Consider the following 23367-nt stretch of genomic DNA (forward strand, 5'->3'; position numbering starts at 1 on the left):
TAACGTTCGGGCAGGTCACGCCATGGCGAGCCGGTCCGCTTGACCCAGCAGATTGCGTTGATGACCTGCCGATGATCACGCCACTGCCCGCCACGCACGGGCTGCGCCGGCAACAACGGCTCCAGCACAGCCCATTCCTCGCTGCTCAGATCACCACGCGCCACACCCGTTCAACGACGGTCATCCATGATCGCCACGCATGATCCGCGGGACAGAACCTAGCCCGGCAGAGTCGCCAGCCGCGAGAGCAGGAGCGCTCGCGCGCTGCGCTGCCCGTCATCACTCGTCGGCCACCACGGAGCTGCCACGTCGACAGCGACCACCCTCCCCGTCGCGATGAGGCGCTCGCAGGTCGCCACAACCTCGCTCGCTGACGGGCCGTGCTTCACCGGGAAGCGGAGGCCCGGTAGCTCGGCCGCGTCGATCACGTCGAGGTCCAGGTGGATGACCAGCGGGCCTGGTGGCACCGTGTTCTCCGAGACCTCCCCCACCGGAATGCGGCGGGTCGCGCTGGTCGCCAAATACGACGCTTCGGCGGGGTCCAGGTCGCGGGCATCCGCCAGCAGCACCCGCTCCTCGGCCAGCGGCGTCAGCCCGAATCGGTCCGCATACAAAGACCGGTGTGCGCCGGTCAGCACCCGCACCGACATGCCGCCCAGATAGCCCGAACCGCTGGTCTCCAGCGTGTGCACGTCACCGTGAGCATCGAACCAGACGACAGCGGGATCCACGCCCGCCCGCTGCACGCCCGCTACCGTGCCGCCGGCGACGAGGCAGTCACCGGAGAAGACCACCGGCACGCCGCCGGCCGCCACCACCGGCGTCACCGCGGCCGCGGTCGCCGCGCACACGTCGGTGATGCGCTGCCACAGGTCCCCATCGGACAACACCGGCGCGACCGTCACGTCCGCCGCCACCACGATGTCGTCGGAGGAGAGGCGTTCGTCGTGGTGGTACGGCACCAGAATCGTCGTCACGCCTCACCCAACCACGCCGCGTAAGGTTGATCGGTGGACATCCCAGCGTTTGGCAACCGGTTCGCCAGTGAGCTGCCGGAGATGGCGGTCGCCTGGAAAGGCGCCGCCTTCGCGGATCCCTCGATGCTGGTTCTGGACGACGCTCTCGCCGTCGAGCTGGGTTTCGATCCGGCGTGGCTGCGCAGTGCTGAAGGCGTACGCATGCTGATCGGAACCGATGCGCCTGCCGGGACCACTCCGGTGGCGCAGGCCTATGCGGGCCATCAGTTCGGTGGCTATTCGCCGCGGCTCGGTGACGGGCGGGCGCTGCTGGTCGGTGAGTTCACCACGCCCGATGGTGAGCTGAAAGACCTGCACCTCAAAGGGTCGGGGCGCACACCTTTCTCCCGGGGCGGGGACGGTTTCGCGGCGGTCGGGCCGATGCTGCGTGAATACATCGTGAGCCGCGCCATGCACGCACTCGGGATCCCCACGACGCGGTCGCTCGCCGTCGTCGCGACCGGGCAGAAAGTGCGCCGGGAAGAAAACCTTCCCGGCGCCGTTCTGGCTCGGGTCGCGGCGAGCCACCTGCGGGTCGGCAGTTTTCAGTACGCACGAGCAACCGGCGATTCCGCCCTGTTGAAACGGCTCGCCGATCACGCGATCGACCGGCATCATCCGGTTGCCAGAGAGGCCGTCCGACCGTACCAAAGGCTCTTTGAATTGGTGGTTGTCAGCCAGGCGGAGCTGGTCGTGAAATGGATGCTGGCCGGGTTCATCCACGGGGTGATGAACACCGACAACATGACGATTTCCGGGGAGACCATCGATTACGGTCCGTGCGCTTTTCTGGATGTGTTCGATCCGGCGACGGTCTACAGCTCGATCGATTCGGGCGGGCGTTATGCGTACGGAAATCAGCCGCCCGTCGCGCAGTGGAATTTGGCGCGGCTGGCCGAGTCGATGTTGCCGCTCTTCGATGACGATCAGGAGAAGGCGATCGAGCTCGCGACGGAGTCGCTGGGGTTGTTCGGGCCGGCCTACGACGCGGCGTGGATCGCGGGGATGCGGGCGAAACTAGGCCTAAGTGATGATATTTCCGACAAAGAGGTCAAGTCCCTCAGCGAGGACCTGCTCGTCCACCTCCGGGATCGGCGAGCCGATTACACGTCGTCGTTCCGTGACCTGGAGAAGTCGGTCACCGACGAGGGCTGGCTGGCACGTTGGCGATCGAAAAACCCCGACAAAGACAAAGCGAACCAGGTCAACCCGATCTACATCCCCCGCAACCACCTCGTCGAAGAAGCCCTCGCCGATCCGTCAAAGCTGGAAGACCTGCTGACCGCTATCGATCAGCCGTTCACCGAGCGCCCCGGCCTCGAACGCTATGCCGAGCCCGCCCCGGAATCCTTCCGCAACTGCTACCAGACGTTCTGCGGCACCTGATCCGGTGAGCCCGCGGCCAGCCAGATCTCCAGGTTGGCCGGGGCGAACACCTCGTCGAGCGCCAGGTGAACCGCCCCACTGACCCCGGCGACCTGCTCCGGCAGCACCGACACCTCGATCCGCAGGTCCCGGGTGGCGAGCGGCAACGCCCGCTTGTGGATCACCTCGCGGATCGCGTCCAGCACGTGCTCACGCGCGCGAGCCAGCGAACCGCCGAGCACCAGACGGTCCGGGTTGTAGAAACTGATCAGCGTGGCAAGGGTGCCGCCGAGCAGGGTCGACGCGCGGTGCAGGAACTCGCGGGCGTCGCGATCACCGGCGTCGGCAGCCCGGACCGCACCGGAGATCGCGGCCCCACCGGCCACCGCCTCCAGACAGCCGATGTTGCCGCAGCGACAGATGATCGTGCCGCCTTCCGGGATGGCGACGTGTCCGATATCGCCCGCCGAGCCGTTCGCACCCCGGTAGAGCCGCCCGTCCATCACGATCGCCGCGCCGATGCCGGCGCCGACTCGCACGTAGAGCATGTGCCCACCCGGATCCGGGCCGGCGTGCAGCTCACCGAGGGCCATCAGGTTCACGTCGTTGTCGACCCAGACCGGCGCGCCGAAGCGAGTGCGTAGCCGCTGCCGGATCGGATAGCGATCCCAGCCCGGCATGATCGGCGGCACGACAGGCAGCCCTGACCGAAATTCAACGGGCCCGGGAACGCCCACCCCGACCGCCCAGATCGCGGCTCTGTCTCTGCGGAGCTCGTCCGCCAGCGCCTCAGCCCGGCTCAGCACCACATCCGGACCGGCCGCGACGTCAACGCTCTCCCGGCGGCTCGCCAGCACCTTCCCGGCCAGATCCGCGATGCCGACATTCAACTCCACGGCACCGACATCCACGCCGAGAACCACACCCCGCCCGGCCCGCACCCGCAACCGCCGCGGCGCCCGCCCACCGGACGAGGGCCCGAGCCCGGCGCCCTCGATCAACCCGGCGCTCTCCAGCTCGGCGACCCGCTGCGCGACCACCGACCGGCCCAGTCCGACACGCTCGACGAGCATCGGCTGTGTGACGCCGGAATCCGCCCGCACCGCGCCCAGCACCGTGGCAAGACCGTTGATCCGCTCGCTGACCACAAAGCCACCCTAATCGACTTCCTCCGATGAACGGAAGAAGCCCGCCGAGGGCTCTTTCTTGGGTACGCGTAACCGCACGCCAGCGTGTGCCGACCGGAGGACGACCCGGCCGGCACACGCTCAGATCACGAAGCCGTGCAGGTCAGCGCCGGTGTCGACGCCGTACCGTTCGCGAGGAAGCCGAACTGCGCGGTCTTGCCCGCGGTCAGCGCGCCGTTCCACGACACGTTGCGAACGGTGGCCGCCGAACCGGACGTGGTGAGGGTCCCGTTCCAGGCCTGACTGATCGACTGTCCCGAAGCGAGTGTCCAGGTGACGGTCCACCCGTTGATGGCGTTCGCCCCGGCGGTCACCGTCACCTCACCCTGGAACCCGCCCTGCCAGGAACCCGTGATCCGCAGCGCGGCGGCACAGGCACCCCCAACCGGCGGCGAGCTGGGCGAGGACGACGGCGAGCTCGACGGCGAAGCCGACGGAGACGTGGACGGCGAGGATGACGGCGACGACGGCGTCGACGGGCTCGGCGACGGCGGGTTCTGCGCACTGCTCGCCAGGCTGTATGCCAGCCCCGGCTGGAACGACCCCGCCGCGTACTGGCAGCCGTCGGCCTCACCCGGCGGCTTCACCCACAAATATCCGTCGATGTTGGCGTCACCGGTGTCAACCGTCGGATACTGCCCGATCCGCCGATCGGTGTTGTCGTCACCGCACCAGTCGCCACTGGCCCCACCGTTACGGCTCGTGTCGATCACCTGCCGCTTGCCCGTCACTCCCTGTCCGGACAGCGCCGAGATGATCGACCTTCCGTACGCCGCCTCGGCGCTGGTCGAGTTGAAGTTGGAGACGTTCGAGTAGAACCCGTCCGCGCTCCCGATCCCGGCCGCGACCAGGCGCGATGCCTGATCGGCCGCGCTGTTCCACGCCGAGTGCCCGGCGTCGAGATAAACCTTGGCGTTCGGGTTGCCGGACTTCAGCGTCTGCACCGCGGTGCGCAGGGCCTGGTTGCGCGCGGCCAGGTCCGAGCTGCTCAGACAGGTCTGCAAGGCGATCGAATCAGGTTCCAAAACGATCACTACGGTACGGTCGCCGAGCACTGACGCCACGTTGGAGATCCACGTCTGGTACTGGGCCAGATCCGGTGCGCCGCCCGAGCTGGCGCCGCCGCAGTCCCGGTTCGTGATGCCGTAAACGGTCAGCACCGGGATCTGCCCGGCAGAGTTGGCACCACCCACATACGCCGATATTTCGGCTTTGACGGTGGACTGGTTGAACGACGCCAACCAGTGCGAGGACGGTTGGCTGGCGATCCGATCGCGGATCACCGGCATCCTGGAGTCGGACGGATTCGCCGCCACCCATCGTGCGGCGGCGGTGTCCGCCTCACGATAGAGCGTGCCACTGATCGTGCCGGCCGCCGCATTTCTGGCGAATCCGACAGCGGCCGTAGCAATCAGTAGTCCTGCGGCAACTGCGAGGGGTACACGGGTCATGGGGACTCTCCTGGGGAATTGGGAGCGCTCCCAAACGTATCCCGACCTGGCACGATAGGCAACCGTCGATTACGTTTTTGAAGATCTACATTGCGCCTATGTCACTGCAAACGCATCGAAGCCACGCTGGGCCCGTTGCGATCAGGCCAGTGTTGGCGCCGCATCTGCAAGAGATCGTCGAGTCCCTGGCGACCGGCGAGACCGCCCGGGAAGCGGCGGCGCGATTGTTCATCTCGCCGAACACCGTCAAATCCCGCCTGAAGACCCTCTACCAGCAACTTGGCGCACGGGATCAGGCGCACGCGGTAGCCATCGCGTTCCGCCTGGGCATCCTGCGCACCACCGACGAGCCACACCTGCAACCGGTCGTGATCGGAGGCATCAATCCCGACCGATTGCGCACCACCATCAACGATCTGACCGCGCTGCTCCGCATCGCCGAGAAGATCCCCAATCATCCCGACTACCAGAACCTGCTCCGCGAGGTGGCCGACCTGGCCACCGACCCGGCTGCCGACCCGGCCGCCACCCTGCAACAGATAGCCCGCCTGGCTGAATCAGCCGATTCCACCGCCGGCAGCCCCACCGAGGCTGCCGCCTGACCCCGAGTCGACCATCAAGGGCTTCATCCCGCCGGGGAGGCGACGGGGTGAAGCCCACCCATCAGGACTTGGAACTGGCCCGCAGCAGCTCAACCGCCATCTGCCCCGCCTTCGTGCCGGCCGCCGACTCCCGGACGATCGCGTGGATCGAGCGGACCGGGGCGGGCCGCGCCACCGGGACGACCACCACACCGTCGGGTGGCTGCTCGGCCGTCAGCGCGGGCAGCACCGTGATCCCGACACCGGCCGCGACGAACGCGAGCGCCGCCCGGTAGTCATGGGCCTCCACATGGAACACCGGCCGGAACCCCACGGCCGCGCACGCGTCGAGCAGGATCCGCCGGCACCAGCCTCGGGCGGAGTCGTTGTCGATCCACCGCTCCCGCTCCAGCTCAACCAGCGTCACCTGGGCGAGATCGGCCACCGGATGCCCGCGCGGTACGACGGCCACGTACGGATCGTCGCGCAGGTGGTGGGAGACGGACCCGGGACCGACCGTCAGCGGACCCCGCGCCACGACCAGGTGCACGTCGGCCCGCTCGTCCGGATGATCCGGCGCCTCGTCGTTCAGCCGCAGATCGAGCCGCAGCCCCGGGAACTCACTCGACAGCCGGGAGACCACGGCCGGCAGCCACATCACGCCGGCCGACGCGAAGTACGCGATCGACAGCGTCCCGGCCCGCCCCGACCGCAGACCGGCGACCAGGTCCTCGGCCGCACCGAGCCGGGCGAGCAGTTCGTCGGCCTCGGCGGCCAGCGCCAGCCCCGCGGACGTGGGCCGGACACCCCGACCGGCGCGTTCCAGCAGGGCCAGGCCGGTCTCGCGTTGCAGCGCGGCCACGTGCTGGCTGACCGCGGACGGCGTGTAACCCAGGTTCGTCGCCGCGGCATGGACCGAGCCACTCGCGACGACCGACCGGAAGATGCGCAGGCGATGAAGGTCCAGCATTCCCGGACTATAAAGCCCGACTGAACGATCCGGAAGAAACGCGAACTGGTGCTGAAGACTCGGGCCGCCAAGGATGAGTCCATGCCCTCCGCGAAAATGCTGCCCGTCGCGGCCGCGAGCGTCACCGTCGTCCTCTGGGCGTCCGCGTTCGTCGGCGTCCGCGCCGTCGGCCACGACTACTCCCCCGGTGCGCTCGCACTCGGCCGCCAGCTGTTCGGCAGCGCCGCGCTGACCGTTTTCGTTCTCCTGCGCCACGGCAAACCCACGATGCCCGACCGCAGGACCCTGCTTCCGGTTCTCGCCTGGGGCGTCGCCTGGTTCGGCCTCTACAACCTGGCCCTGAACAGCGCCGAACGTCACCTCGACGCCGGCACCACGGCCCTGCTGGTCAACCTCGCGCCGGTGCTCATCGGCGTCCTGGCCGGCCTGCTCCTCAGCGAGGGTTTCCCGGCCCGCCTGATGATCGGCCTCGCGATCGCGTTCGCCGGCGTGCTGCTGATCGCCACGACGAGTTCCGGCCGGCGCAACCTCACCGGAGTCCTGCTCGGCCTGGCCGCCGCGCTTCTCTACGCCGGCGGTGCCGTCACGCAGAAACGCCTGCTGATCAGAATCGACCCGCTCACCATGACGTGGCTCGGCTGCCTGGCCGGAACCGTCTTCTGCCTCCCGTTCGCCCCGGATCTGTTCCGCGCTGTCGCCGCAGCACCGGCCACATCGACGATCGGCGTCGCGTACCTCGGTCTTTTCCCGACCGCGATAGCGTTCCTGACCTGGGGTTACGCACTCTCCCGCAGCAGCGCGGGCCGGCTCGCCGCCTCGACCTACGCGATCCCACCCCTGGTGATCCTGCTGTCCTGGCTGCTCCTCGACGAGGTACCGCTCCCCCTCGCCCTGGTCGGCGGCGCCCTCTGCCTGACAGGAGTGGCCGTGTCCACTTTCAGACCCGGTCAACACCCTTCTTGGGTACGCCCCAGCAAGCGCCCGTCAGCCCGAGCCACTGTCGGCGCACCCTAATCGGCAGGGGCGACCGTGATCTCGGGCTGGCCGTTCACGCATTCGACGTCGACCTCAAGCCCCACCGACGGGTCGTCGACCGAGCGGAACTCGCCCTCGTCGTCGTCCTGTTCGGCCACCGACCAGCCCTGCGCCGGCGCCATCGACAGAATCCGCGCGCAGTCAGCGGTGACAAGCCCGCCCTGCGTCGTGAAAGAACGGCCGTTCGGCGGCGCCGACGCAGACAGCGCGGGCGACGACGAAGGCGCCGGCCCAGAAGCAGCCGGCCCCGAAGCAGCTGGCACAGAAGCAGCCGGCGCAGAAGCGGATGGAGTCGGCGCGGCCGAACTCGAGGACAGGGCTCGCAGGTCCCGGACCACGTCGTCCTCGCTCATCGGCGCGGCCTGCCGGTCGGTCAGGCCGCTACCGACCAGGTTGATCCCGACCACGCCGACCACCACGGCCAGCACCACCGCCACGAGCCATCCGCCCACTATCAACAGTCGATGCGCCACCTGAAGAACTATGCGCCCAGCCCCGCTAAGGCCAGCCCGCGACACGGATAAGAGATGGTTAAGGCCTTACCTGAAGTGCGAGAAACGCGGATACGGTTCTGCAGTGGCCAGACTGCTGCTCATCGAGGACGACCCGGCGATCCGGGGCACCCTGCTGCGTGCGCTGCGCGAGCGGGGACACGCGGTGGCCGCCTCACCGGCCGCGATGGACGGCCTGCAGACCGCCCTCGCCGAACGACCGGATCTGATCATCCTCGACCTGGGCCTGCCCGACCTGGACGGCCGGGAGCTGCTACGGATGCTGCGAGCGGTCAGCCGCATCCCGGTGATCATCGCGACGGCCCGCGACGAGGAGACCGAAATGGTCCGGCTGCTCGACGCGGGCGCCGACGATTACGTGGTGAAGCCGTTCACCGCGGCCCAGCTCGACGCCCGGATCCGGGCGGTCCTGCGGCGCGGCGAGAGCCCGGCCGACAACCCGGTCCTGACCGTCGGCGGCCTCAGCATCGACGTCGGCGCGCGGACGGTCACCCTCGACGGCGAGGCGGTGGAGCTGAGCCCCCGCGAGTTCGACCTGCTGCACCACCTCGCGCAGCGCCCCGGCCAGGTGGTGACGAAACGGGACCTGCTCAGCGAGGTGTGGCAGGTGCCGTACGGCGGCGCCGACAAGACCGTCGACGTGCACCTGTCCTGGCTGCGCCGCAAGCTGGGCGAGACCGCGCTGGAGCCGAAGTACCTGCACACGGTCCGCGGCGTCGGCGTGAAACTGACCAGTCCGGCATGAGACTGAGCAACCCATGAGAAAGCGCCTCTGGCTGCTGGTCGCCGGCACCACGATGCTGGTCCTGCTGGCGTTCCTGGTGCCGCTCGCCGTGCTGGTCCGCGAGTTCGCCGAGGACAAGGCCCTGAGCCGGGCCAGCGATGCCGTGCAGACGGTCGTCCCGCTCGTCGGAGACGTCAACGGTCTTCGATTGTCGGTGACCGCTCAGGCCGTACCCCTGACCGTTTTTCTCCCGGACGGGAGCGCAATCGGCGCCGCGGCCGCGCCCACCCCCGCGGTCCGCCTCGCCGCGGCCCGGGGGCGCGCGCTGAGCGTGACCACCGACGAAGGTCGCGAGATCGTGGTTCCGGTGGTCGGCGCCGGCGGCACGACGGTGGTCCGCACGCTGGTCACCGACGCCGAGCTGACGTCGGGCGTGACCCGCGCGTGGCTCACCCTGGCCGGGCTCGGGCTCACGCTGGTGCTGCTCGGGCTGCTGGTCGCCGACCGTCTGGCCCGGTCGATCACCAAGCCGATCACCGAACTCTCCGAGGTCTCGCACCGCCTCGCGAACGACGAGCTCACCGCGCGGGCGGCCCCTTCGGGTCCGCGCGAGCTGCGCGAAGTGGCGGGCGCGCTGAACCATCTCGCCGGTCACATTCAAGAGCTTCTTGCCGCGGAACGCGAGCAGATCGCCGATCTTTCGCACCGCGTTCGTACGCCGCTGACGGCCCTGCGCCTGGAGGCCGAATCGCTGCGTGACCCGGACGAGTCGGCACGCGTGGCGGCGGCGGCCGACGAGGTGGCGCGAGCGGTCACCGCCGTGATCCAGCAGGCCCGCCGCCGTGATCAGCCGCCGTCGGCAGCCGCCTGTGATGCGTCCGCGGTGGTCCGTGACCGGGTCGCGTTCTGGGCGGTACTGGCCGAGGACACCGGCCGTGAACTGCGCCAATCGCTGCCATCGTCGCCGTTGCCGGTCGCGGTGGCCGCCGACGACCTGGGTGCGGCATTGGACGCACTGCTCGGCAACGTCTTCGCGCACACGCCGGACGGGACGTCGTTCTCCGTCACGCTGTCGCCCCGGCCGGGCGGCGGGGCCGTCCTCGAAGTCGCCGACGAAGGGCCCGGCTTCCCGTCGTCGGAGGCGCAGCGCGGGGTGTCGGCGGGCGGCTCGACCGGGCTGGGCCTGGACATCGCCCGCCGGGCGGCGGCCACGTTCGAGATCGGCGCCGGCACAACGGGCGGGGCATCGGTACACCTGTCACTCCCCGGTCCTACTGCGCCACGGGAAGCATGACCGTGACCTCGAGCCCGCCATCGGGACCCGGGACGAGTTCGAGCATTCCGTCGTGAGCGCGGACGACGCTGTGCACGATCGCCAGGCCCAGTCCGGCACCGGCGTGCTCGTCCGTGCGTACCCTCTCTGTTCCTCGTTGGAAGGGTTCGGTGAGCGTAGGCAGCAGCTCGGGTGGCAGTGGGCGGCCGGTGTTCGCGACCTGCAGCACGCTGACGCCGGCGGGGCGTGTCCCGGTGTGGACCGTGACGACGCCGCCGGTGGGCAGGTTGTGAACGATGGCGTTCTGGACGAGGTTGGTCACCATCCGCAGCAGCAGCTCGGCGGAACCGATGACCGGGGCCGCGCCGCCGGTGACCTCAAGGGTGATCTGGCGCTTTTCGGCGAGAGGTAACAGCGTTTCGGCGGCCTCCTCGGCGAGCAGCGAGAGGTCGACGTGCTCGCGGATGTCGGTGCCACGATCACCACGGCTGAGCAGCAACAGGGCCTCGGTCAGGTCGATCGCCCGGGTGTTGACGGTGTGCAGGCGCTCGATCAGGTCTTTGCGGATCCGGGTCGGATCCTTGCGGGCGACGTCGAGCAGGGCCTGCGAGATCGCCAGCGGGGTACGCAACTCGTGAGAGGCGTTCGCGGCGAATCGCTGCTGCTCGGCAACCTGCGACTCCAGCTTCGCGAGCATCGAGTCGAACGCGTCGGAGAGTTCCCGGAACTCGTCCTCCCGGCCCTCCAGCCGAATCCGGTGCGACAGCGACCCGCCCGCCGCCACCCGGGTGGCGTAGGTGATCCGGGTCAGCGGCGCGAGCATCCGGCCGGCCAGGAACCAGCCGCCCACCAGCCCGAACACCAGCAGCAGGGTGAGCACCACGGCCGCTCGCGGCGCGAAGGCACGGAGCAGGTCGGACCGGTTCGGCACGAACATCACGGGCAGCCCGGAGCCGCCGGGCTCGGTCATCCGGGCGTTGTCGATGACCTCGGGCACGTACCGCAGCAGGAACACCCACACGGTGGCGAGGAGCAGGCCGCCGGCGAGCATGACGAACCCGGCGTAGCTGAGGGTGAGTTTGAGGCGGGCACTGAGCCCGGGTTCCCTAGTCATGGGTGTGTTGCCCGGGGTCGCGTCGTCCGAGGTCGGCCTGGCCGCGGTCGGCCTGTGCGCGGTCGGCCTGGCCGGGGTCGGCTGTTTCGATGCGGTAGCCGACGCCTGGCACTGTGCCGATGACCCATGGTTCGCCGAGGCGTTTGCGCAGCGCGGACACGGTGATGCGGACCGCGTTGGTGAGCGGGTCGGCGTTCTCGTCCCAGGCCCGTTCCAGCAGGTCCTCGGCGCTGACGATGCCGCCCTCCGCGCCGACGAGCACCTCCAGGACGGCGAACTGCTTGCGGGTGAGCGCGACATAGCGCCCGTCCCGGAAGACCTCGCGCCGGAACGGGTCGAGGCGCAGCCCGGCGATCTCCCGGACCGGCGGGCGGGCGTACCCCCGCCTGCGGTCCAGCGCGCGCAGGCGCAACACGAGTTCCCGCAGCTCGAACGGTTTCGTGAGGTAGTCGTCGGCGCCCAGCTCGAACCCGGACGCCTTGTCGTCGATCCGGTCAGCGGCGGTCAGCATCAGGATCGGGATGCCACTGCCCGAGGCGACGATGCGCCGGGCCACCTCGTCGCCGGAAGGTCCGGGGATGTCACGGTCGAGGATCGCGAGATCGTACGAGTTGACGCTGAGCAGTTCCAGCGCGGAGTCGCCGTCCCCGGCGATGTCGGCCGCGATCGCCTCCAGCCGCAGGCCGTCCCGGACGGCTTCGGCCAGGTACGGCTCGTCCTCCACGATCAGCACACGCATGCCTGAAGCCTATGGTCGGCGGGCTGGCGCCAGCACCGGGCCGGCCTGCTCCGGACCAGGCCGCTCCGGACCAGGCCGCTCCGAGCCAGGCTGTCCTGTGCCGGGCCGCCCCGAGCCAGGCTGAACTATGCCGGGCCACGCTGTGCCGGGCCGCTCCGAGCCAGGCCGAGCTATGCCCGGACGCCCCGAGCCGGGCTGAGCTGTGCCGGGCTGGGTCGGGGCGGGCTGGGTTGGCTGTGCCCACCAGTGGCGTGACGCCAGGCCGGCCAGCACCGCGCCGGTCGTGTTGATCAGGACGTCGTCGATGGACGAGACCCGGTCGAGCTGGAAGACGTACTGCGCGGTCTCGACCAGGATCGAGCAGCCCGCGCCGAGTGCCAGGATCCGCGGCATCGTCGCCAGGGCCGCGAACCGCATCGGGGCGAAGAAGCCCAGCGCCGCGAGGATCAGCAGGTTGCCGCCGATGCCGATCGGCCCCATCGTGGCCAGGTCCCGCAGCGGAACCAGGCTGACCCGGCCGGTGACGATGCCGGCGCCCGGGCCCGGCATCAGGGTCAGCCAGACCAGCGGCACGGTGCCGTAGACCAGACCGACCTCGGCCAGCGACTCCCGCCAGCCGGATCGGAAACTCGCCAGCGCCCACACGGCCAGGGCGGCCAGCGGCAACCCGATCAGCGTCATGAGCACGACGCCGTTCTCAGTGTCGTAGCACCCGTGCCACCGCCCGGACAGGCAGGCGGGGACGGACATCATGAGCGGTCGACGCACGGTGTAGACCGCGCCGGCCAGGGCACATATCGCCAAGACGAGAAGTAGGAACCTGCGCATGTCCTCATCCAAGCGATGGGACGGTTGCCGTGGCGTATGCGATTTTCGATACGCCCGCGATATACGCACTATCCGCCGTTGCCGTTGCCGGGTGCGACGCCGGTGATGGCCTGCGACTCCTGCCCCATCATCGCGATCAGCGGGATGTCGTCGCGGTTGCTGAGGATGACACCGACCCAGCCGGTGTCCGGGTAGATGCTCCAGTTCGCGCCGACACCGGGATTGCCGCCGGCCCGCTGGTACACCCACTGGCCGCCGACGATTTCGATCGGGATTCCGTACGCCCCGAAGGACGCCTGCCCGACCGGGGTCTTGGCGGCGGTGAGCACGTCGGCCCAGGGCCGGTCCAGCAGCGTGCCGTCACCCAGCCCGCGCGCGAATCGGACCAGGTCCGGAGCCGTGGCGAATCCGCCGTCGCCCGGTGCGTCGATGAAGGCGCGGCCCGGGTTCCAGCCCGGCATGTACGGCAGTGAGCTCCCCAGCTCCAGGTTGCGGACGGCGTCCACCCGGCGGCCGCCGGCGACGGTCATGTACGGGTGCGCGATGTCCCGGTCGGTCAGCCACCGTGGCCGGGTGTAGAACGCGGACCCGGTCATGCCGGAGCGCCGGAAGATGTTCTCCTCGACGTAGTCCCAATACGTCATGCCGGTCACCGCCTCCACGATCAGCGCGGGGATGGCGGTCTCAGCGCCGGCGTGCGCGGTCGTCGGCGTGCCGGGGATGCCCACGAGTCTCGCCTGCCGGGCCCACCGCGCGCAGTGGTCTCGCACCTCCTGCCGGCTCCGGAAGATCCGTCGCACGTCCAGCTCCGGGGTGTTCAGCCCGGAGGTGCCGGACAGCACGTGGTGAACGGTCACCCGGTCGGCGATGTCCGCGGGGAAGCCGGTGAGGTATTCACCGATCGGGTCCGCGAGCCGCACTCTGCCCTGTTGCGCGAGCTGCAGGACGGCCACGGCGTGGAACGGTTTGCCCGCCGAACTGAGGCTGAACGCGGTCCCTTCGTGGTGCCGGGTCCGCCTTTCCTCGTCGGCCATGCCGTAACTTCGCGACAGGATCGTCCGGCCCCGGTGCGACAGCAGCACCACGCCGGCGAATTTGTCCTCGGCGGCAAGGCGCGCCACGTTACGGTCGTAAGCCCCGCCGGGACGGGCGTCCGGCGGAATGCGCTCACGCGCGGAAGGCCCGGGCGACGCTGGACCCGCCTGGCCGATGCCGGGGCTGACCAGCGGCGCCACCGCACCGGCTGCCGCGACCCCGCCCCATCCGATCAATCGCCGCCGGTCGAGCCCCCTTGCGGATGCGTCGTCCATCGTCCAGTCCTTTCCCCAGTTGGCGAACCCTGCCTCGCGGTTCGTGCCTCCACTGAAGACGGACAGCCGTTGCGACGGCGTAAGCCTTTCCCGATACGCCCGCGATACACGGCTCGTGATGAGCTGGTTCCCGGTGCCGGGAGCCGAGCCGCTGAGCGAGCCCAGCGACTCGGCGGGCGATCTTGAGCCGACTCTCATAGGTCAGTCGTCGTCACCGTCATCATCGCGGTCGTCTGCGTCGTCCGCGTCGTCGGTGTCGCTCGCGTCGTCGGCCTCGTCCTGCTCGGCGTCGTTGCGGAGGATCTCGCCGGTGGTCGCGTCGATGTCGAGGTCGTGTTCGGCGGTGCCGGCCTGGACCTCCACGTCCCAGACCTCGCGGCCGTTCTCCTTGTCGCGCTCGATTTCCTCGATCTTGCCGCCGCTCACCGCGGCCAGGGCGATCTCCCGCGCCCGCGCTTCAGTGATCTCCGAGCCACTGCCCGCCGACGAGCCGGCCCCGGCCGACGAACCCGTGCCCGCCGAGGAACCAGGGACGGCCGGCGAGCCGCTCCCGGACGTCGATGCTGAACCCGACGTGGACGGGCCTACCGTCGTCGTGCTTACGGACGGGCTCGGGGTGTCCATTGCCATGGCGGTGCCGGTGATGCCCAGGGCTGCGATCGTTCCCGCGGCGAACACCACTGCGGCCTGCGTCTTCGTGATCATCGGTATTGCCTCCCGGTTCGTTGTGACGCGTTCACCATCGCCGGAACTCGGATATCGGCGCGCTGTGTGATCGCTAAGACGCGGATAAGGCTTTAGCGTCAGGGGATGCGCGTCGCTCTGGTCACCTCGGAACGCATGCCTCAGGACAACTGGCACGACGCCGACTCGGCGTTGCTGGCCGCAGAGCTCGAACGGCTCGGCGTCACCGTCGACACGCCGGCCTGGGAAAACGAGGAGAACAGCACCGACTGGGCGGATTACGACGTCCTGGTGCTGCAGTCGCCGTGGAGCATGTGGCGGAAACTGGCCGAGTTCGACCAGTGGCTCGCCGAGCGGGAGGCCGACGGATCCCGGATGCTCAACCCGCCGGACGTCCTCCGGATCGGCAGCAGCAAGCGGTACCTGACGACGCTCGCCGAGGCGGGGGTGGTCACCGTCCCGACGATCATTCTCGGACCGGATGCCCGCGAGCAGATTCTCCGCGCGTACCCAAGAAGGAGCGCAAGCAGGCGCACTGTGGTGATCAAACCGCTCTCTTCGGGTGGCGCGCTGGACACGCGCGAATTCACCGCCGAACGCCTCGAAGAGGCGGTGGCACACGCCGCAAACCTGATCGACCCGGAGACCGATCCTGGCCTGCTGTTGCTGGAGGTCGAGGCGGTGGCGCCGGTCAAGTTCTTCACGCTGCACCCGGAGCGCGCGGCCGCCTTCGCCCAAGCCATTGATTCAGGTGCTTGACACGGCAGTACAGTGGGCGGCGTGTACAGGGCGCTGCTGGTGTGCAACTCACTGTATGAAGCGGACACGGCCGCGTTTCACGAGCTGCACGGGCCGCGTACCGATGGCCTTGCCCTGCGTGACGTGTTGCGCGACCCGGCGGTCGGGTTGTTCGACGAGGTCGAACTCTTGTCGGAGCATCCCCGGTTCGAGTCGGCGCGGGCCGTCAACCGGTTCTTCAGTGAAGCGGGTGAGGATGACGTCCTGCTGTTCTATTTCAGCGGGCACGGGCTGACCCGCAACGACACCTTCTTCATGTGCAGCCGGGACACCGACACGAAACTGCTGCTCTCGACCGCGATCTCGGGGCAGGAACTGGGCTCCTACGTGGGGGAATCGCCCGCACGGCAGAAGATCCTGATCTTCGACTGCTGCCACAGCGGCGCATTCAAAAGTTCGAAGGCGGCGTTGATCGCCGCGGAGCTGGGAGGTTCGGGCCGGTTCGTGATCACCGCGACGCCGGCGAGCGGGCTGGCCAGAGATGCCGAGCGAGCCGGGCAGCCGAGCCCGTTCACCCGGGCGCTGATCGACGGCCTGGTCTCGGGGGCCGTCGACGAGAACCGGGACGGGTTCGTCGACCTGGACGATCTCTACAAACACCTGGACGGCGCCCGGCCTGGTGGGACCGCTCCGCAGCGCAGGTTCGACGGCTCAGGGCTGGTCCGGATCGCCCGGCGCGTCGCGGCCGGGCGCGAACCGGCGCCTTCTCCGACGACGGTACGCCTCGACGAGCTGCCGGACGACCTGCCGTTCCTGGACGTACCGACGGCGGCGACGTCCTGGAGCACCGAGCGGATCAACGAGTTCCGGGCGAACCTGAGGGACGACATCGTGCGCGCCATGCCCCGGGCGCTGACCGCGGCCGAGTTTCTGCAGCGCGCGAACCTGCTGCGATCGGGGCGGCTCACCCGGGCCGGCGCGCTGCTGTTCGGCGAGAGCCCGTCGGCGGTGCTGCCGGCCGCGATCGTGCAGTGCACCCGTTTCCACGGGGCGACCAAGGGCGTCGCCGTCGACAAGGAGGACCTGCACGGTTCGATCCCCGAGCAGATCGTCCGCGCGGTCGAGTTCGTCGGTGCGCTGTCCCGGCGCGGCGAGGCACCCACCCAGGACTCGCCGATCGCCCGGCCGGTCTATCGCTATCCGATGATCGCCGTACGCGAGATCATCGCGAACGCGGTGGTGCACCGCGATTACGAGCACGGCGAGACCTGCGTGCACGTACGGGTCTTCGACGATCGCGTCGAGGTGAGCAGCCCCGGCAGCTGGACGGCTCAGACCATCACCGCTGGGGAAAGTCTGGCGCTGGAGCAGTTGGAGGGCGACTCCCATCGCCGGAATTTCCGGCTGGCGAGCCTGCTGACCTGGATGCGGCTCGTCGAGGGCGAGGGCTCGGGCATTCCGCGAGCGATCAACGACTGCCGGGCGGTCGGCGCTCCCGAACCGGCGGTCAGCCAGCGAGCCGGCGTCGTCACGGTCACGATCCATCCCCGGAACGATGCGCCGGACCTGGCGACACTCGACCTGATGAGCGTCGAGGAGGCCGCTTTCGCGCTGGAGCGGATGCAGCCGGACGAGGCGGTCGAGCGGCTCGCCGGCATGGCACCGGAGTACGCGGCCCGGCGGATCCGGCGAATGTCCTGGAAGAGCGTCGCGACCCTGCTGCGCCGGATGGACCCGGAAGACGCCGAACGCATTCTCCAGGCGATCGATCCCGCCGATTCGAATTCACGGCTCACCGACCTGCTCGACGAGGTCCGGATCGCGGTTCAGGAAAGGACCCGGGCCGGTGACGTGCCACCTCCCGCCGCCGAAGGCCATGGAAGAATCGTCATCCAGATCGAGCCCTCTGTGCTCAACGACAGAAGCCACATCGTGTCGAGCTGGAACGAGTGGGGCAAATCCGGGCTGATGCGCGGCGAGGATCGGCGGGTCATGTTCGATGACCTGCACCGGGTCACTCGAGAGATCATCGATTTCGCAGAGGCCAGATTCGCTGATCGGGACGGCCCTCTCACGGTTGAGTTCGTTCTACCGTTCCAGCTGCTCAACGCACCGGTCGAGCGATGGGCGCGGCAGGGCGGGGCGGACTATCCCGTTCTGGTGCGCAGCCTGGACCGGATGAGGAACATGAGTTGGCATCGCGTCTGGCGTAGGCGGTGGCGCACCCTTGCCGATACACCTGAAACGGCGGAGGCCTACTTCGTTCAGGACGGCATCGATCCGGCCCGGCTTGAGAACATTCTGCAGAAGAAGTCCACCGTCACGGCTCTGATTCTCGACAAAACGCCAGGCGCCGGCGGTGACGAGCAACTTGGCGCCGGACTGCGCTCAGGGGTCCCGGTGATCATTTGGAGTCGCAACGGCATGCACTACAGAATCCGGGACATGGTGAGCCAGCTGATCTCCAATGGCAGAATCGCCGACTTGCCGGAACGGATTCGCGATCTCCAACTGCGGGCTTTCCTGACCGAGCCGGGCGACCCGGACCACACCGCCGACGGGCTCGTGCTGCTCTGGGACGATCCGAACCACCAGGTGCCGTGATCCGACCGCGTCAGGACGGCTTCACCGGGATCGGGGCCGGGGGCTTGAGGCCCTCCAGGCGCAGCAGGGTGGTCACCCTGCGTGCGCCGATCCGGGGAAGGGTACGCAGAACCGCCTGAAGTTCCCGGGTATCAGCAGCCACCACATGCAGCAGGATGTCGTCCGGACCGGTGACCGCATCAGCGCGCAGAACCGCGGGGATGCCGGCCAGCGCCTCGGCGAAACGGGTGTCCGCGACCTCGGCGTGCTCGGCGAGCGCGACCAGCACGAACGCCTCGATGCGGTGGCCGGTCTTCTCCGGGTCGACGAGCGCGCGTACCCCGGTGATGACGCCGTCGGCGCGCAACCGCTGCACCCGGCGCAACGTCGCCGCGGGTGACAGGCCCACCTGCCGGGCCAGATCGGTGTTCGGCAGATCTCCTTGCTGTTGCAACAAATCCAAGATCACGCAATCTTTGTCATCCAGATCGGCCATTCCGTGATGATAGTTGCGCTCAACCCTCCCGTTGGCGCACGAATTTGCCCGTCATCAGACCAGGTCCTCACTCTGAGCGGCATGGTTCGTCGCGAAACTGCTCTCGTTGCCGTCACCGCCGTCTGGGGTGGCACCTTCCTCGTCGCCCAGCACGGGCTCACGGCGGCCGGTCCGTGGTCGTTCGTCGGTATCCGATTCGGTCTCGCCGCTCTCGCGGTCGCCGCGATCTCGCTGCCCGCGCTGCGCGGCATCACCCGCCGCGAGCTCGCCGTGGGCACGCTGATCGGGATTCTGCTGGCCGCCGGGTACGGCCTGCAGACCGTCGGCCTCCAGACGATCCCCACGTCGACGTCGGCGTTCCTCACCGCGCTCTACGTCCCGATCGTCCCGTTGCTGCAGTGGCTGATCACCCGCACGGCGCCGACCGCCGCCGGCTGGAGTGGCATCGTGCTCGCGTTCGGCGGCCTGTTGCTGCTCACCGGGTCCTCGATCACCGGGCTGCGGCCCGGCTTCGGCGAGATCGTCACGGTGATCAGCAGTGTCGCGGTGGCGGCCGAGATCGTGTTCATCAGCCGGTTCGCCGGTGGCGTGGACGTGCGCCGGGTGACCGTCGTGCAGCTGCTCGTCTGCAGCCTGGTCGCCTTCGCGGTCCGGCCGATGGCCGGCGAGCCGCTGCCGGCGTCGTCCTGGACGCTGTGGGGCACCGCTGCCGCGCTCGGTGTCGCCACGGCCGTCATCCAGGTGACGATCAACTGGGCGCAGCGGTCGGTCTCGGCGACCCGGGCCACGATCATCTACGCCGGTGAGCCGGTGTGGGCGGCGGTTTTCGGGCGGATGGCCGGCGAGCGCCTGACCGGAGCCGGCCTCACCGGTGGCTTGCTCATCGTCGCCGCCGCGCTGATTTCAGAGTTGGGCAAAAAACGTGAGCCGGGCAAGAAGCAACCACCCTGCACCACCCTTGCCGTGCAGCAAACGCTCGGAAAGTAGGAGGGCCGACCGAACTATCCTTCGTGCGCCCCTTCGAGAGTCTCAGGCGGGACCCTGTCCTGCTCACCCTGATCGGGATAACCCTGGTCGGATGTGGGCTCTTCTTCGTGTTCGCCGGCGACTCCAGCCTGCAGACCCAGATCTACTGGGCGACCCAGGTCCCGCTGGACGCCGCGCTCGCCCTCGGTGGCTGGCGTCTGCGGGGACTCGCGCACACGCGGTACCGCCGCTTCTGGTCGATGATCGGCTTCGCCGGGGCGTCGTTCACCCTGGGCGATTCGTACCAGTTCCTGCACACCGTTCTCGCGCCCGGCATCCCGTCGATGAGCGGTGGCATGGTGCAGACCGTGTTCTTCGCGGTCGGCATGACCAGCAACGTCATCGCCTGCCTGATCTTCCCGCAGGGCCTGCGCACCCGCCGCGAGCGGTTCGTCTTCTGGCTCGACGCCACCACCGTGCTCGTCGGCGGCGGCGTCGTGGCCTGGTGCTTCGCGTTCAACCCGATCTCCAGCGTGCACGTCGACCGGACCAACGCCAGCGTCACCGCGGCACTGGTCCTGGTCGCCACGTTCTCCGCGACCAAGGTCGCGCTCATCAGGAACCCGCCGATGGCACGCATCGCGGCCTGGCCGATGGTCAGCGCCGCGATGATCCAGGGCGTCAGCACGTTCCTGCCCGGCGATTTCCAGAGCACCGAGCATGCGTACGTCTTCGTGATCCGCCTGCTGCCGTCGGTCTGCATCGCCGTCGGCCCGTGGATCCAGGTCGTGCTTCTCCGCATCGGCGCCGTCCAGGACGAGCCAAAGCGACGACCTTACAGCCTTCTTCCGTACGGAATGATCGCTGTGACGTTCGTGGTGTTCTTCATGATGTTGCCGGACACGGCGACCTCCCAGCTCGTCGGAGCGACCGCCGGCGTCGTGGTGATCACCTGCCTGGTCGCCGGACGCCAGCTGGTCGCGTTCCACGACAACATGCAGCTGATCGAGCGGCTCGACCAGGCCAACGCGGTCGACGGCCTCACCCTGCTGGCGAACCGGACCCACTTCACCGAGGAGATCCCGCGCCTGCTGACCCGGCAGTCGTCGATGCTGCACATCGACCTCGATGACTTCAAGGAGATCAACGACACGATGGGGCACGCCGCCGGCGACACCCTGCTGATCGAGGTCGCCGACCGGTTGCGTGCCGCGGTACGCCCCGGTGACCTAATCTCCCGGCAGGGCGGCGACGAATTCGCGATCCTGCTGCCCGGCGCCGGCCCGGACGACGCCGCCCTGATCGCCGACGAGATCCTGCGGCAGCTCGCCGTGCCGCTCGATGTCCGGCAGCACACCGTCGTCACCCGGGCCAGCATCGGCATCGCGCCGGCGCTGCCCGGCGACGAGGCGTCCGCGCTGCTCAGCATGGCCGACATCGCGATGTACGAGGCGAAGCGGCGCGGCAAGAGCATGTGGGTGCACTACACCGACGACATGGGCGCGCGGGTCAGCGCCGAGGCCGTCCTGATCCGGGAGATGTCGCAGGCCATCGAGAACAACGAGTTCATGCTGGTCTACCAGCCGATCGTGCGGCTCGCCGACGAACGGCTCACCGGCGTGGAATCGCTGATCCGCTGGAACCACCCGACCCGCGGGCTGGTGTCACCGGTCGAGTTCATCCCCCTGGCGGAACGTACCGGGCAGATCGTCACCATCGGTCTCTGGGCGCTCGGCGAGGCCTGCCGGCAGGGTGCGGCGTGGCGGCGCGAACACCCGGAGGCGCAGAACATGTCGGTCGGCGTCAACGTGGCCGGCCGCCAGCTGCGCACTCCCGGCTTCGTCGCCGACGTGGCGGCCGTGCTCGCCACCACCGGGCTGCCCGCCGGCAACCTGACGATCGAGGTCACCGAGACCGCCGTCCTCGACGACGAGGAGTCGCACGAGGCGATGGTGGGCCTGCGGGCGCTCGGCGTGAAGCTGGCCCTCGACGACTTCGGCACCGCCGCGTCGTCGCTCGGCCTGCTGCTGACCTGCCCGGTGACCTCGCTGAAGCTGGACCGCTCGTTCGTCGAGTCGATCACCACGGTCGGCCGGCAGTCGGCGGTCGCCACCGCGGTCAGCCAGATGGCGAGCGCGCTCGACTTCGCGTCGGTCGCCGAGGGCATCGAGACCGTCGAACAGCGCGACCTGATCAAGAAGCTGGGCTATCAGTACGGGCAGGGATACCTCTACTCGAAGCCGGTGGCGCCCGAGCTGATCGTGGAGCAGTGGGCAGCGGCGCGGGTATGAGCGTGAATTCGTATCCTGGGCGGCATCATGACCCCACTGCTCCCGGTGCTCGCGCTGCTGGCGTCCGCCCTCGCCCCGCCTGCTCCCGCGGCGGTCGCTGACCGGCCGAACATCGTGTTCGTGCTGGTCGACGACCTGTCGAAGAACCTCATCCCGTACATGCCGAACGTGCAGCGGCTGGAACGGGACGGGACCACGTTCACCAACTACACGGTCACCGACTCGCTCTGCTGCCCGTCGCGGGCGTCGATCCTGACCGGGCGGTACCCGCACAACACCGGGATCGTGAAGAACCACGGGTCGGACGGCGGTTTCCTGTTGTTCCGCAGCCGTGGTGAGGAGAAGTCGACGTTCGCCACGGACCTGCAGTCGGCGGGGTACCGGACCGCGTTCCTCGGCAAATATCTCAACGAATATCTGCCGGAGAGCGGGTATGTGCCGCCGGGCTGGGATCTGTGGGTCGCGGGCGGGAACGCTTACGACAACTTCGAGTACATGCTGAACGAGAACGGTTCGCTGGTCCGGTACGGCTCGCGGCCTCAGGACTATCTGACCGACGTTCTCTCGGTGAAGGCGCGGAGTTTCATCCGGTCGTCGGCTCAGGCCGGGAAACCGTTCGCCGTGGAGATCTCGACGTACACCCCGCATCTGCCGTATCCGGCGGCGCCACGGGACGCGGAATCGTTCCCGGGGCTGACGGCGCCGCGCGGTTCCGCGTACGGAAAGGTCCCGAAAAACGCGCCTGGCTGGCTCGCGCCGCACTCGGCGCTGACCGGCGCGCAGATCGCGCACATGGATCGTGGCTTCCGGCAACGGGTGCAGTCCGTGCAGGCGATCGACCGGATGCTCGGCGACCTGCGGGTGACGCTGGATAAAGCGGGCGTTGCTGATGACACCGTCGTGGTTTTCAGCTCGGACAATGGCTATCACATGGGCGAATACCGGCTCAATCCCGGGAAGCAGACCGCGTTCGACGTTGATGTGAACGTGCCGCTGGTGGTGGCCGGGGCGGGTGTCAAAGTCGGTCAGGTCAGTGATGCGCTGGTGGAGAACGTCGACCTGCGGCCGACGTTCGGCGATCTGGCCGGGGCGCGGGTTCCGGGGATGGTCGACGGGCGCAGTGTCCGGGCGCTGCTCGGTGGGCTGGTGCCGCAGCAGTGGCGGACCGGGTCGCTGATCGAGCACAGCGACCCGGCTACCGATCCCGCCGATCCGGATTATCAGAAACAGTCAGAGAACACGCCGCCGTCGTATGACGCGCTGCGGACGGCTGAGTTCACCTGGGTCGAGTACGTGGACGGGACGCGGGAGTACTACGACCGGCGGTCGGATCCGGCGCAGATGCTGAACCTGGCCGGCGGGCTGGACCCGGAGCGGGTGACCGAGTTGAGCGAGCGATTGCGGGCGCTGGCCACATGCGCGGGCAGTTCGTGCCGGTCAGCAGGCGGCTGACGGGGTCCACAGTGGGCAGGAGACGGTGACCGGGGTCGATCTCCGCGTTGAT

The 23367-nt window shown here is 69.0% G+C and carries 22 protein-coding genes; 10 read left to right on the plus strand and 12 right to left on the minus strand.

The features are described 5' to 3' along the window. Both B0I29_RS22790 and B0I29_RS22795 read right to left on the minus strand, forming a co-directional pair. A partial coding sequence (locus B0I29_RS22790) for a transposase (RefSeq protein ID WP_146616861.1) occupies positions 1-164 on the minus strand: 164 nt, incomplete at its 3' end. A 54-nt stretch (positions 165-218) separates the two neighbouring features. Further along, positions 219-977: an arginase family protein gene (locus tag B0I29_RS22795; RefSeq protein ID WP_111651089.1), complete on the minus strand. Its 759-nt coding sequence runs from the start codon at positions 975-977 to the stop codon at positions 219-221. Positions 978-1010: 33 nt separating this feature from the next. Between B0I29_RS22795 and B0I29_RS22800 the strand changes: the two genes are divergently transcribed. Beyond that, the gene (locus B0I29_RS22800; RefSeq protein ID WP_281270908.1) at positions 1011-2402 is read left to right on the plus strand and encodes a protein adenylyltransferase SelO; all 1392 of its coding nucleotides are present in this window, start codon (positions 1011-1013) and stop codon (positions 2400-2402) included. On the opposite strand, the gene B0I29_RS22805 is transcribed toward B0I29_RS22800, so the two are convergent. Next, positions 2378-3529, minus strand: coding sequence for an ROK family transcriptional regulator (locus B0I29_RS22805; protein WP_220091388.1), 1152 nt, complete (start codon positions 3527-3529; stop codon positions 2378-2380). The two genes, B0I29_RS22800 and B0I29_RS22805, sit on opposite strands and share 25 nt — an antisense overlap. A gap of 125 nt (positions 3530-3654) precedes the next feature. Then, on the minus strand, positions 3655-5019 hold the full coding sequence (locus B0I29_RS22810) for a glycoside hydrolase family 6 protein (protein ID WP_111651090.1): 1365 nt from the start codon (positions 5017-5019) through the stop codon (positions 3655-3657). A gap of 98 nt (positions 5020-5117) precedes the next feature. Between B0I29_RS22810 and B0I29_RS22815 the strand changes: the two genes are divergently transcribed. Continuing rightward, on the plus strand, positions 5118-5621 hold the full coding sequence (locus B0I29_RS22815) for a LuxR C-terminal-related transcriptional regulator (RefSeq protein ID WP_111651091.1): 504 nt from the start codon (positions 5118-5120) through the stop codon (positions 5619-5621). 61 nt (positions 5622-5682) lie between these two features. Here B0I29_RS22815 and B0I29_RS22820 read toward each other — a convergent pair whose 3' ends face one another. Next, a complete protein-coding gene (locus B0I29_RS22820; RefSeq protein ID WP_111651092.1) occupies positions 5683-6570 on the minus strand; it encodes a LysR family transcriptional regulator in 888 nt (295 codons plus the stop codon). Positions 6571-6651: 81 nt separating this feature from the next. Between B0I29_RS22820 and B0I29_RS22825 the strand changes: the two genes are divergently transcribed. Further along, positions 6652-7584, plus strand: coding sequence for a DMT family transporter (locus B0I29_RS22825; RefSeq protein WP_111651313.1), 933 nt, complete (start codon positions 6652-6654; stop codon positions 7582-7584). Here the strand turns inward: B0I29_RS22825 and B0I29_RS45860 are convergent. Beyond that, positions 7581-8078 (minus strand): hypothetical protein, encoded by a 498-nt coding sequence (locus B0I29_RS45860; RefSeq protein ID WP_181557930.1) that lies wholly within the window; start codon positions 8076-8078, stop codon positions 7581-7583. The genes B0I29_RS22825 and B0I29_RS45860 overlap by 4 nt on opposite strands. 103 nt (positions 8079-8181) lie before the next feature. Between B0I29_RS45860 and B0I29_RS22835 the strand changes: the two genes are divergently transcribed. Together B0I29_RS22835 and B0I29_RS22840 are read left to right on the plus strand one after the other, a co-directional pair. Then, positions 8182-8862 (plus strand): response regulator transcription factor, encoded by a 681-nt coding sequence (locus tag B0I29_RS22835; RefSeq protein ID WP_111651094.1) that lies wholly within the window; start codon positions 8182-8184, stop codon positions 8860-8862. 13 nt (positions 8863-8875) lie between these two features. Further along, positions 8876-10135: a HAMP domain-containing sensor histidine kinase gene (locus B0I29_RS22840; RefSeq protein ID WP_111651095.1), complete on the plus strand. Its 1260-nt coding sequence runs from the start codon at positions 8876-8878 to the stop codon at positions 10133-10135. Here the strand turns inward: B0I29_RS22840 and B0I29_RS22845 are convergent. The 5 genes from B0I29_RS22845 to B0I29_RS22865 all read right to left on the minus strand — a co-directional run bounded on the left by B0I29_RS22845 (position 10113) and on the right by B0I29_RS22865 (position 14810). Then, positions 10113-11228: a sensor histidine kinase gene (locus B0I29_RS22845; protein ID WP_111651096.1), complete on the minus strand. Its 1116-nt coding sequence runs from the start codon at positions 11226-11228 to the stop codon at positions 10113-10115. The two genes, B0I29_RS22840 and B0I29_RS22845, sit on opposite strands and share 23 nt — an antisense overlap. Then, positions 11221-11967: a response regulator transcription factor gene (locus B0I29_RS22850; RefSeq protein ID WP_111651097.1), complete on the minus strand. Its 747-nt coding sequence runs from the start codon at positions 11965-11967 to the stop codon at positions 11221-11223. Before B0I29_RS22850 ends, B0I29_RS22845 begins: the two co-directional genes overlap by 8 nt. 9 nt (positions 11968-11976) lie before the next feature. Beyond that, on the minus strand, positions 11977-12795 hold the full coding sequence (locus tag B0I29_RS22855) for a VanZ family protein (RefSeq protein WP_220091389.1): 819 nt from the start codon (positions 12793-12795) through the stop codon (positions 11977-11979). Positions 12796-12863: 68 nt separating this feature from the next. Beyond that, a complete protein-coding gene (locus B0I29_RS22860) occupies positions 12864-14105 on the minus strand; it encodes a serine hydrolase domain-containing protein (protein ID WP_111651098.1) in 1242 nt (413 codons plus the stop codon). Between the two features lie 201 nt (positions 14106-14306). Then, positions 14307-14810, minus strand: coding sequence for a PepSY domain-containing protein (locus tag B0I29_RS22865; RefSeq protein WP_111651099.1), 504 nt, complete (start codon positions 14808-14810; stop codon positions 14307-14309). A 105-nt stretch (positions 14811-14915) separates the two neighbouring features. Here B0I29_RS22865 and B0I29_RS22870 point away from each other — a divergent pair, with 105 nt between their 5' ends. Together B0I29_RS22870 and B0I29_RS22875 are read left to right on the plus strand one after the other, a co-directional pair. After that, entirely contained in the window at positions 14916-15548 is a 633-nt protein-coding gene (locus tag B0I29_RS22870; protein ID WP_111651100.1) for an ATP-grasp domain-containing protein, read from the plus strand. Between the two features lie 21 nt (positions 15549-15569). Further along, positions 15570-18131 carry a caspase, EACC1-associated type gene (locus B0I29_RS22875; protein ID WP_181557931.1) on the plus strand — a complete coding sequence of 854 codons (2562 nt, stop codon included), beginning with the start codon at positions 15570-15572 and terminating at the stop codon, positions 18129-18131. A 10-nt stretch (positions 18132-18141) separates the two neighbouring features. Here B0I29_RS22875 and B0I29_RS22880 read toward each other — a convergent pair whose 3' ends face one another. Continuing rightward, a complete protein-coding gene (locus tag B0I29_RS22880) occupies positions 18142-18606 on the minus strand; it encodes an Lrp/AsnC family transcriptional regulator (RefSeq protein ID WP_111651102.1) in 465 nt (154 codons plus the stop codon). 81 nt (positions 18607-18687) lie between these two features. Here B0I29_RS22880 and B0I29_RS22885 point away from each other — a divergent pair, with 81 nt between their 5' ends. The 3 genes from B0I29_RS22885 to B0I29_RS22895 are packed head-to-tail and all read left to right on the plus strand — an operon-like array spanning position 18688 to position 23315. Beyond that, positions 18688-19593 carry a DMT family transporter gene (locus B0I29_RS22885; protein WP_181557932.1) on the plus strand — a complete coding sequence of 302 codons (906 nt, stop codon included), beginning with the start codon at positions 18688-18690 and terminating at the stop codon, positions 19591-19593. A 23-nt stretch (positions 19594-19616) separates the two neighbouring features. Further along, on the plus strand, positions 19617-21863 hold the full coding sequence (locus B0I29_RS22890; RefSeq protein WP_146616863.1) for a putative bifunctional diguanylate cyclase/phosphodiesterase: 2247 nt from the start codon (positions 19617-19619) through the stop codon (positions 21861-21863). Between the two features lie 27 nt (positions 21864-21890). Continuing rightward, a complete protein-coding gene (locus B0I29_RS22895) occupies positions 21891-23315 on the plus strand; it encodes a sulfatase family protein (RefSeq protein WP_111651105.1) in 1425 nt (474 codons plus the stop codon). Positions 23316-23367 lie beyond the last annotated feature (52 nt).

Origin of the sequence: Actinoplanes lutulentus, from assembly GCF_003259845.1 — a bacterium.
GTDB classification, from domain to species: Bacteria; Actinomycetota; Actinomycetes; order Mycobacteriales; family Micromonosporaceae; genus Actinoplanes; species Actinoplanes lutulentus.

Bases quoted from the DNA above. Each gene is read 5' to 3' on its own strand.
- B0I29_RS22810 (WP_111651090.1), bottom strand. From the start codon at position 5,019: ATGACCCGTGTACCCCTCGCAGTTGCCGCAGGACTACTGATTGCTACG.
- B0I29_RS22815 (WP_111651091.1), top strand. From the start codon at position 5,118: ATGTCACTGCAAACGCATCGAAGCCACGCTGGGCCCGTTGCGATCAGG.
- B0I29_RS22820 (WP_111651092.1), bottom strand. From the start codon at position 6,570: ATGCTGGACCTTCATCGCCTGCGCATCTTCCGGTCGGTCGTCGCGAGT.
- B0I29_RS22825 (WP_111651313.1), top strand. From the start codon at position 6,652: ATGCCCTCCGCGAAAATGCTGCCCGTCGCGGCCGCGAGCGTCACCGTC.
- B0I29_RS22840 (WP_111651095.1), top strand. From the start codon at position 8,876: ATGAGAAAGCGCCTCTGGCTGCTGGTCGCCGGCACCACGATGCTGGTC.
- B0I29_RS22845 (WP_111651096.1), bottom strand. From the start codon at position 11,228: ATGACTAGGGAACCCGGGCTCAGTGCCCGCCTCAAACTCACCCTCAGC.
- B0I29_RS22850 (WP_111651097.1), bottom strand. From the start codon at position 11,967: ATGCGTGTGCTGATCGTGGAGGACGAGCCGTACCTGGCCGAAGCCGTC.
- B0I29_RS22855 (WP_220091389.1), bottom strand. From the start codon at position 12,795: ATGCGCAGGTTCCTACTTCTCGTCTTGGCGATATGTGCCCTGGCCGGC.
- B0I29_RS22860 (WP_111651098.1), bottom strand. From the start codon at position 14,105: ATGGACGACGCATCCGCAAGGGGGCTCGACCGGCGGCGATTGATCGGA.
- B0I29_RS22865 (WP_111651099.1), bottom strand. From the start codon at position 14,810: ATGATCACGAAGACGCAGGCCGCAGTGGTGTTCGCCGCGGGAACGATC.
- B0I29_RS22870 (WP_111651100.1), top strand. From the start codon at position 14,916: ATGCGCGTCGCTCTGGTCACCTCGGAACGCATGCCTCAGGACAACTGG.
- B0I29_RS22880 (WP_111651102.1), bottom strand. From the start codon at position 18,606: ATGGCCGATCTGGATGACAAAGATTGCGTGATCTTGGATTTGTTGCAA.
- B0I29_RS22885 (WP_181557932.1), top strand. From the start codon at position 18,688: ATGGTTCGTCGCGAAACTGCTCTCGTTGCCGTCACCGCCGTCTGGGGT.
- B0I29_RS22895 (WP_111651105.1), top strand. From the start codon at position 21,891: ATGACCCCACTGCTCCCGGTGCTCGCGCTGCTGGCGTCCGCCCTCGCC.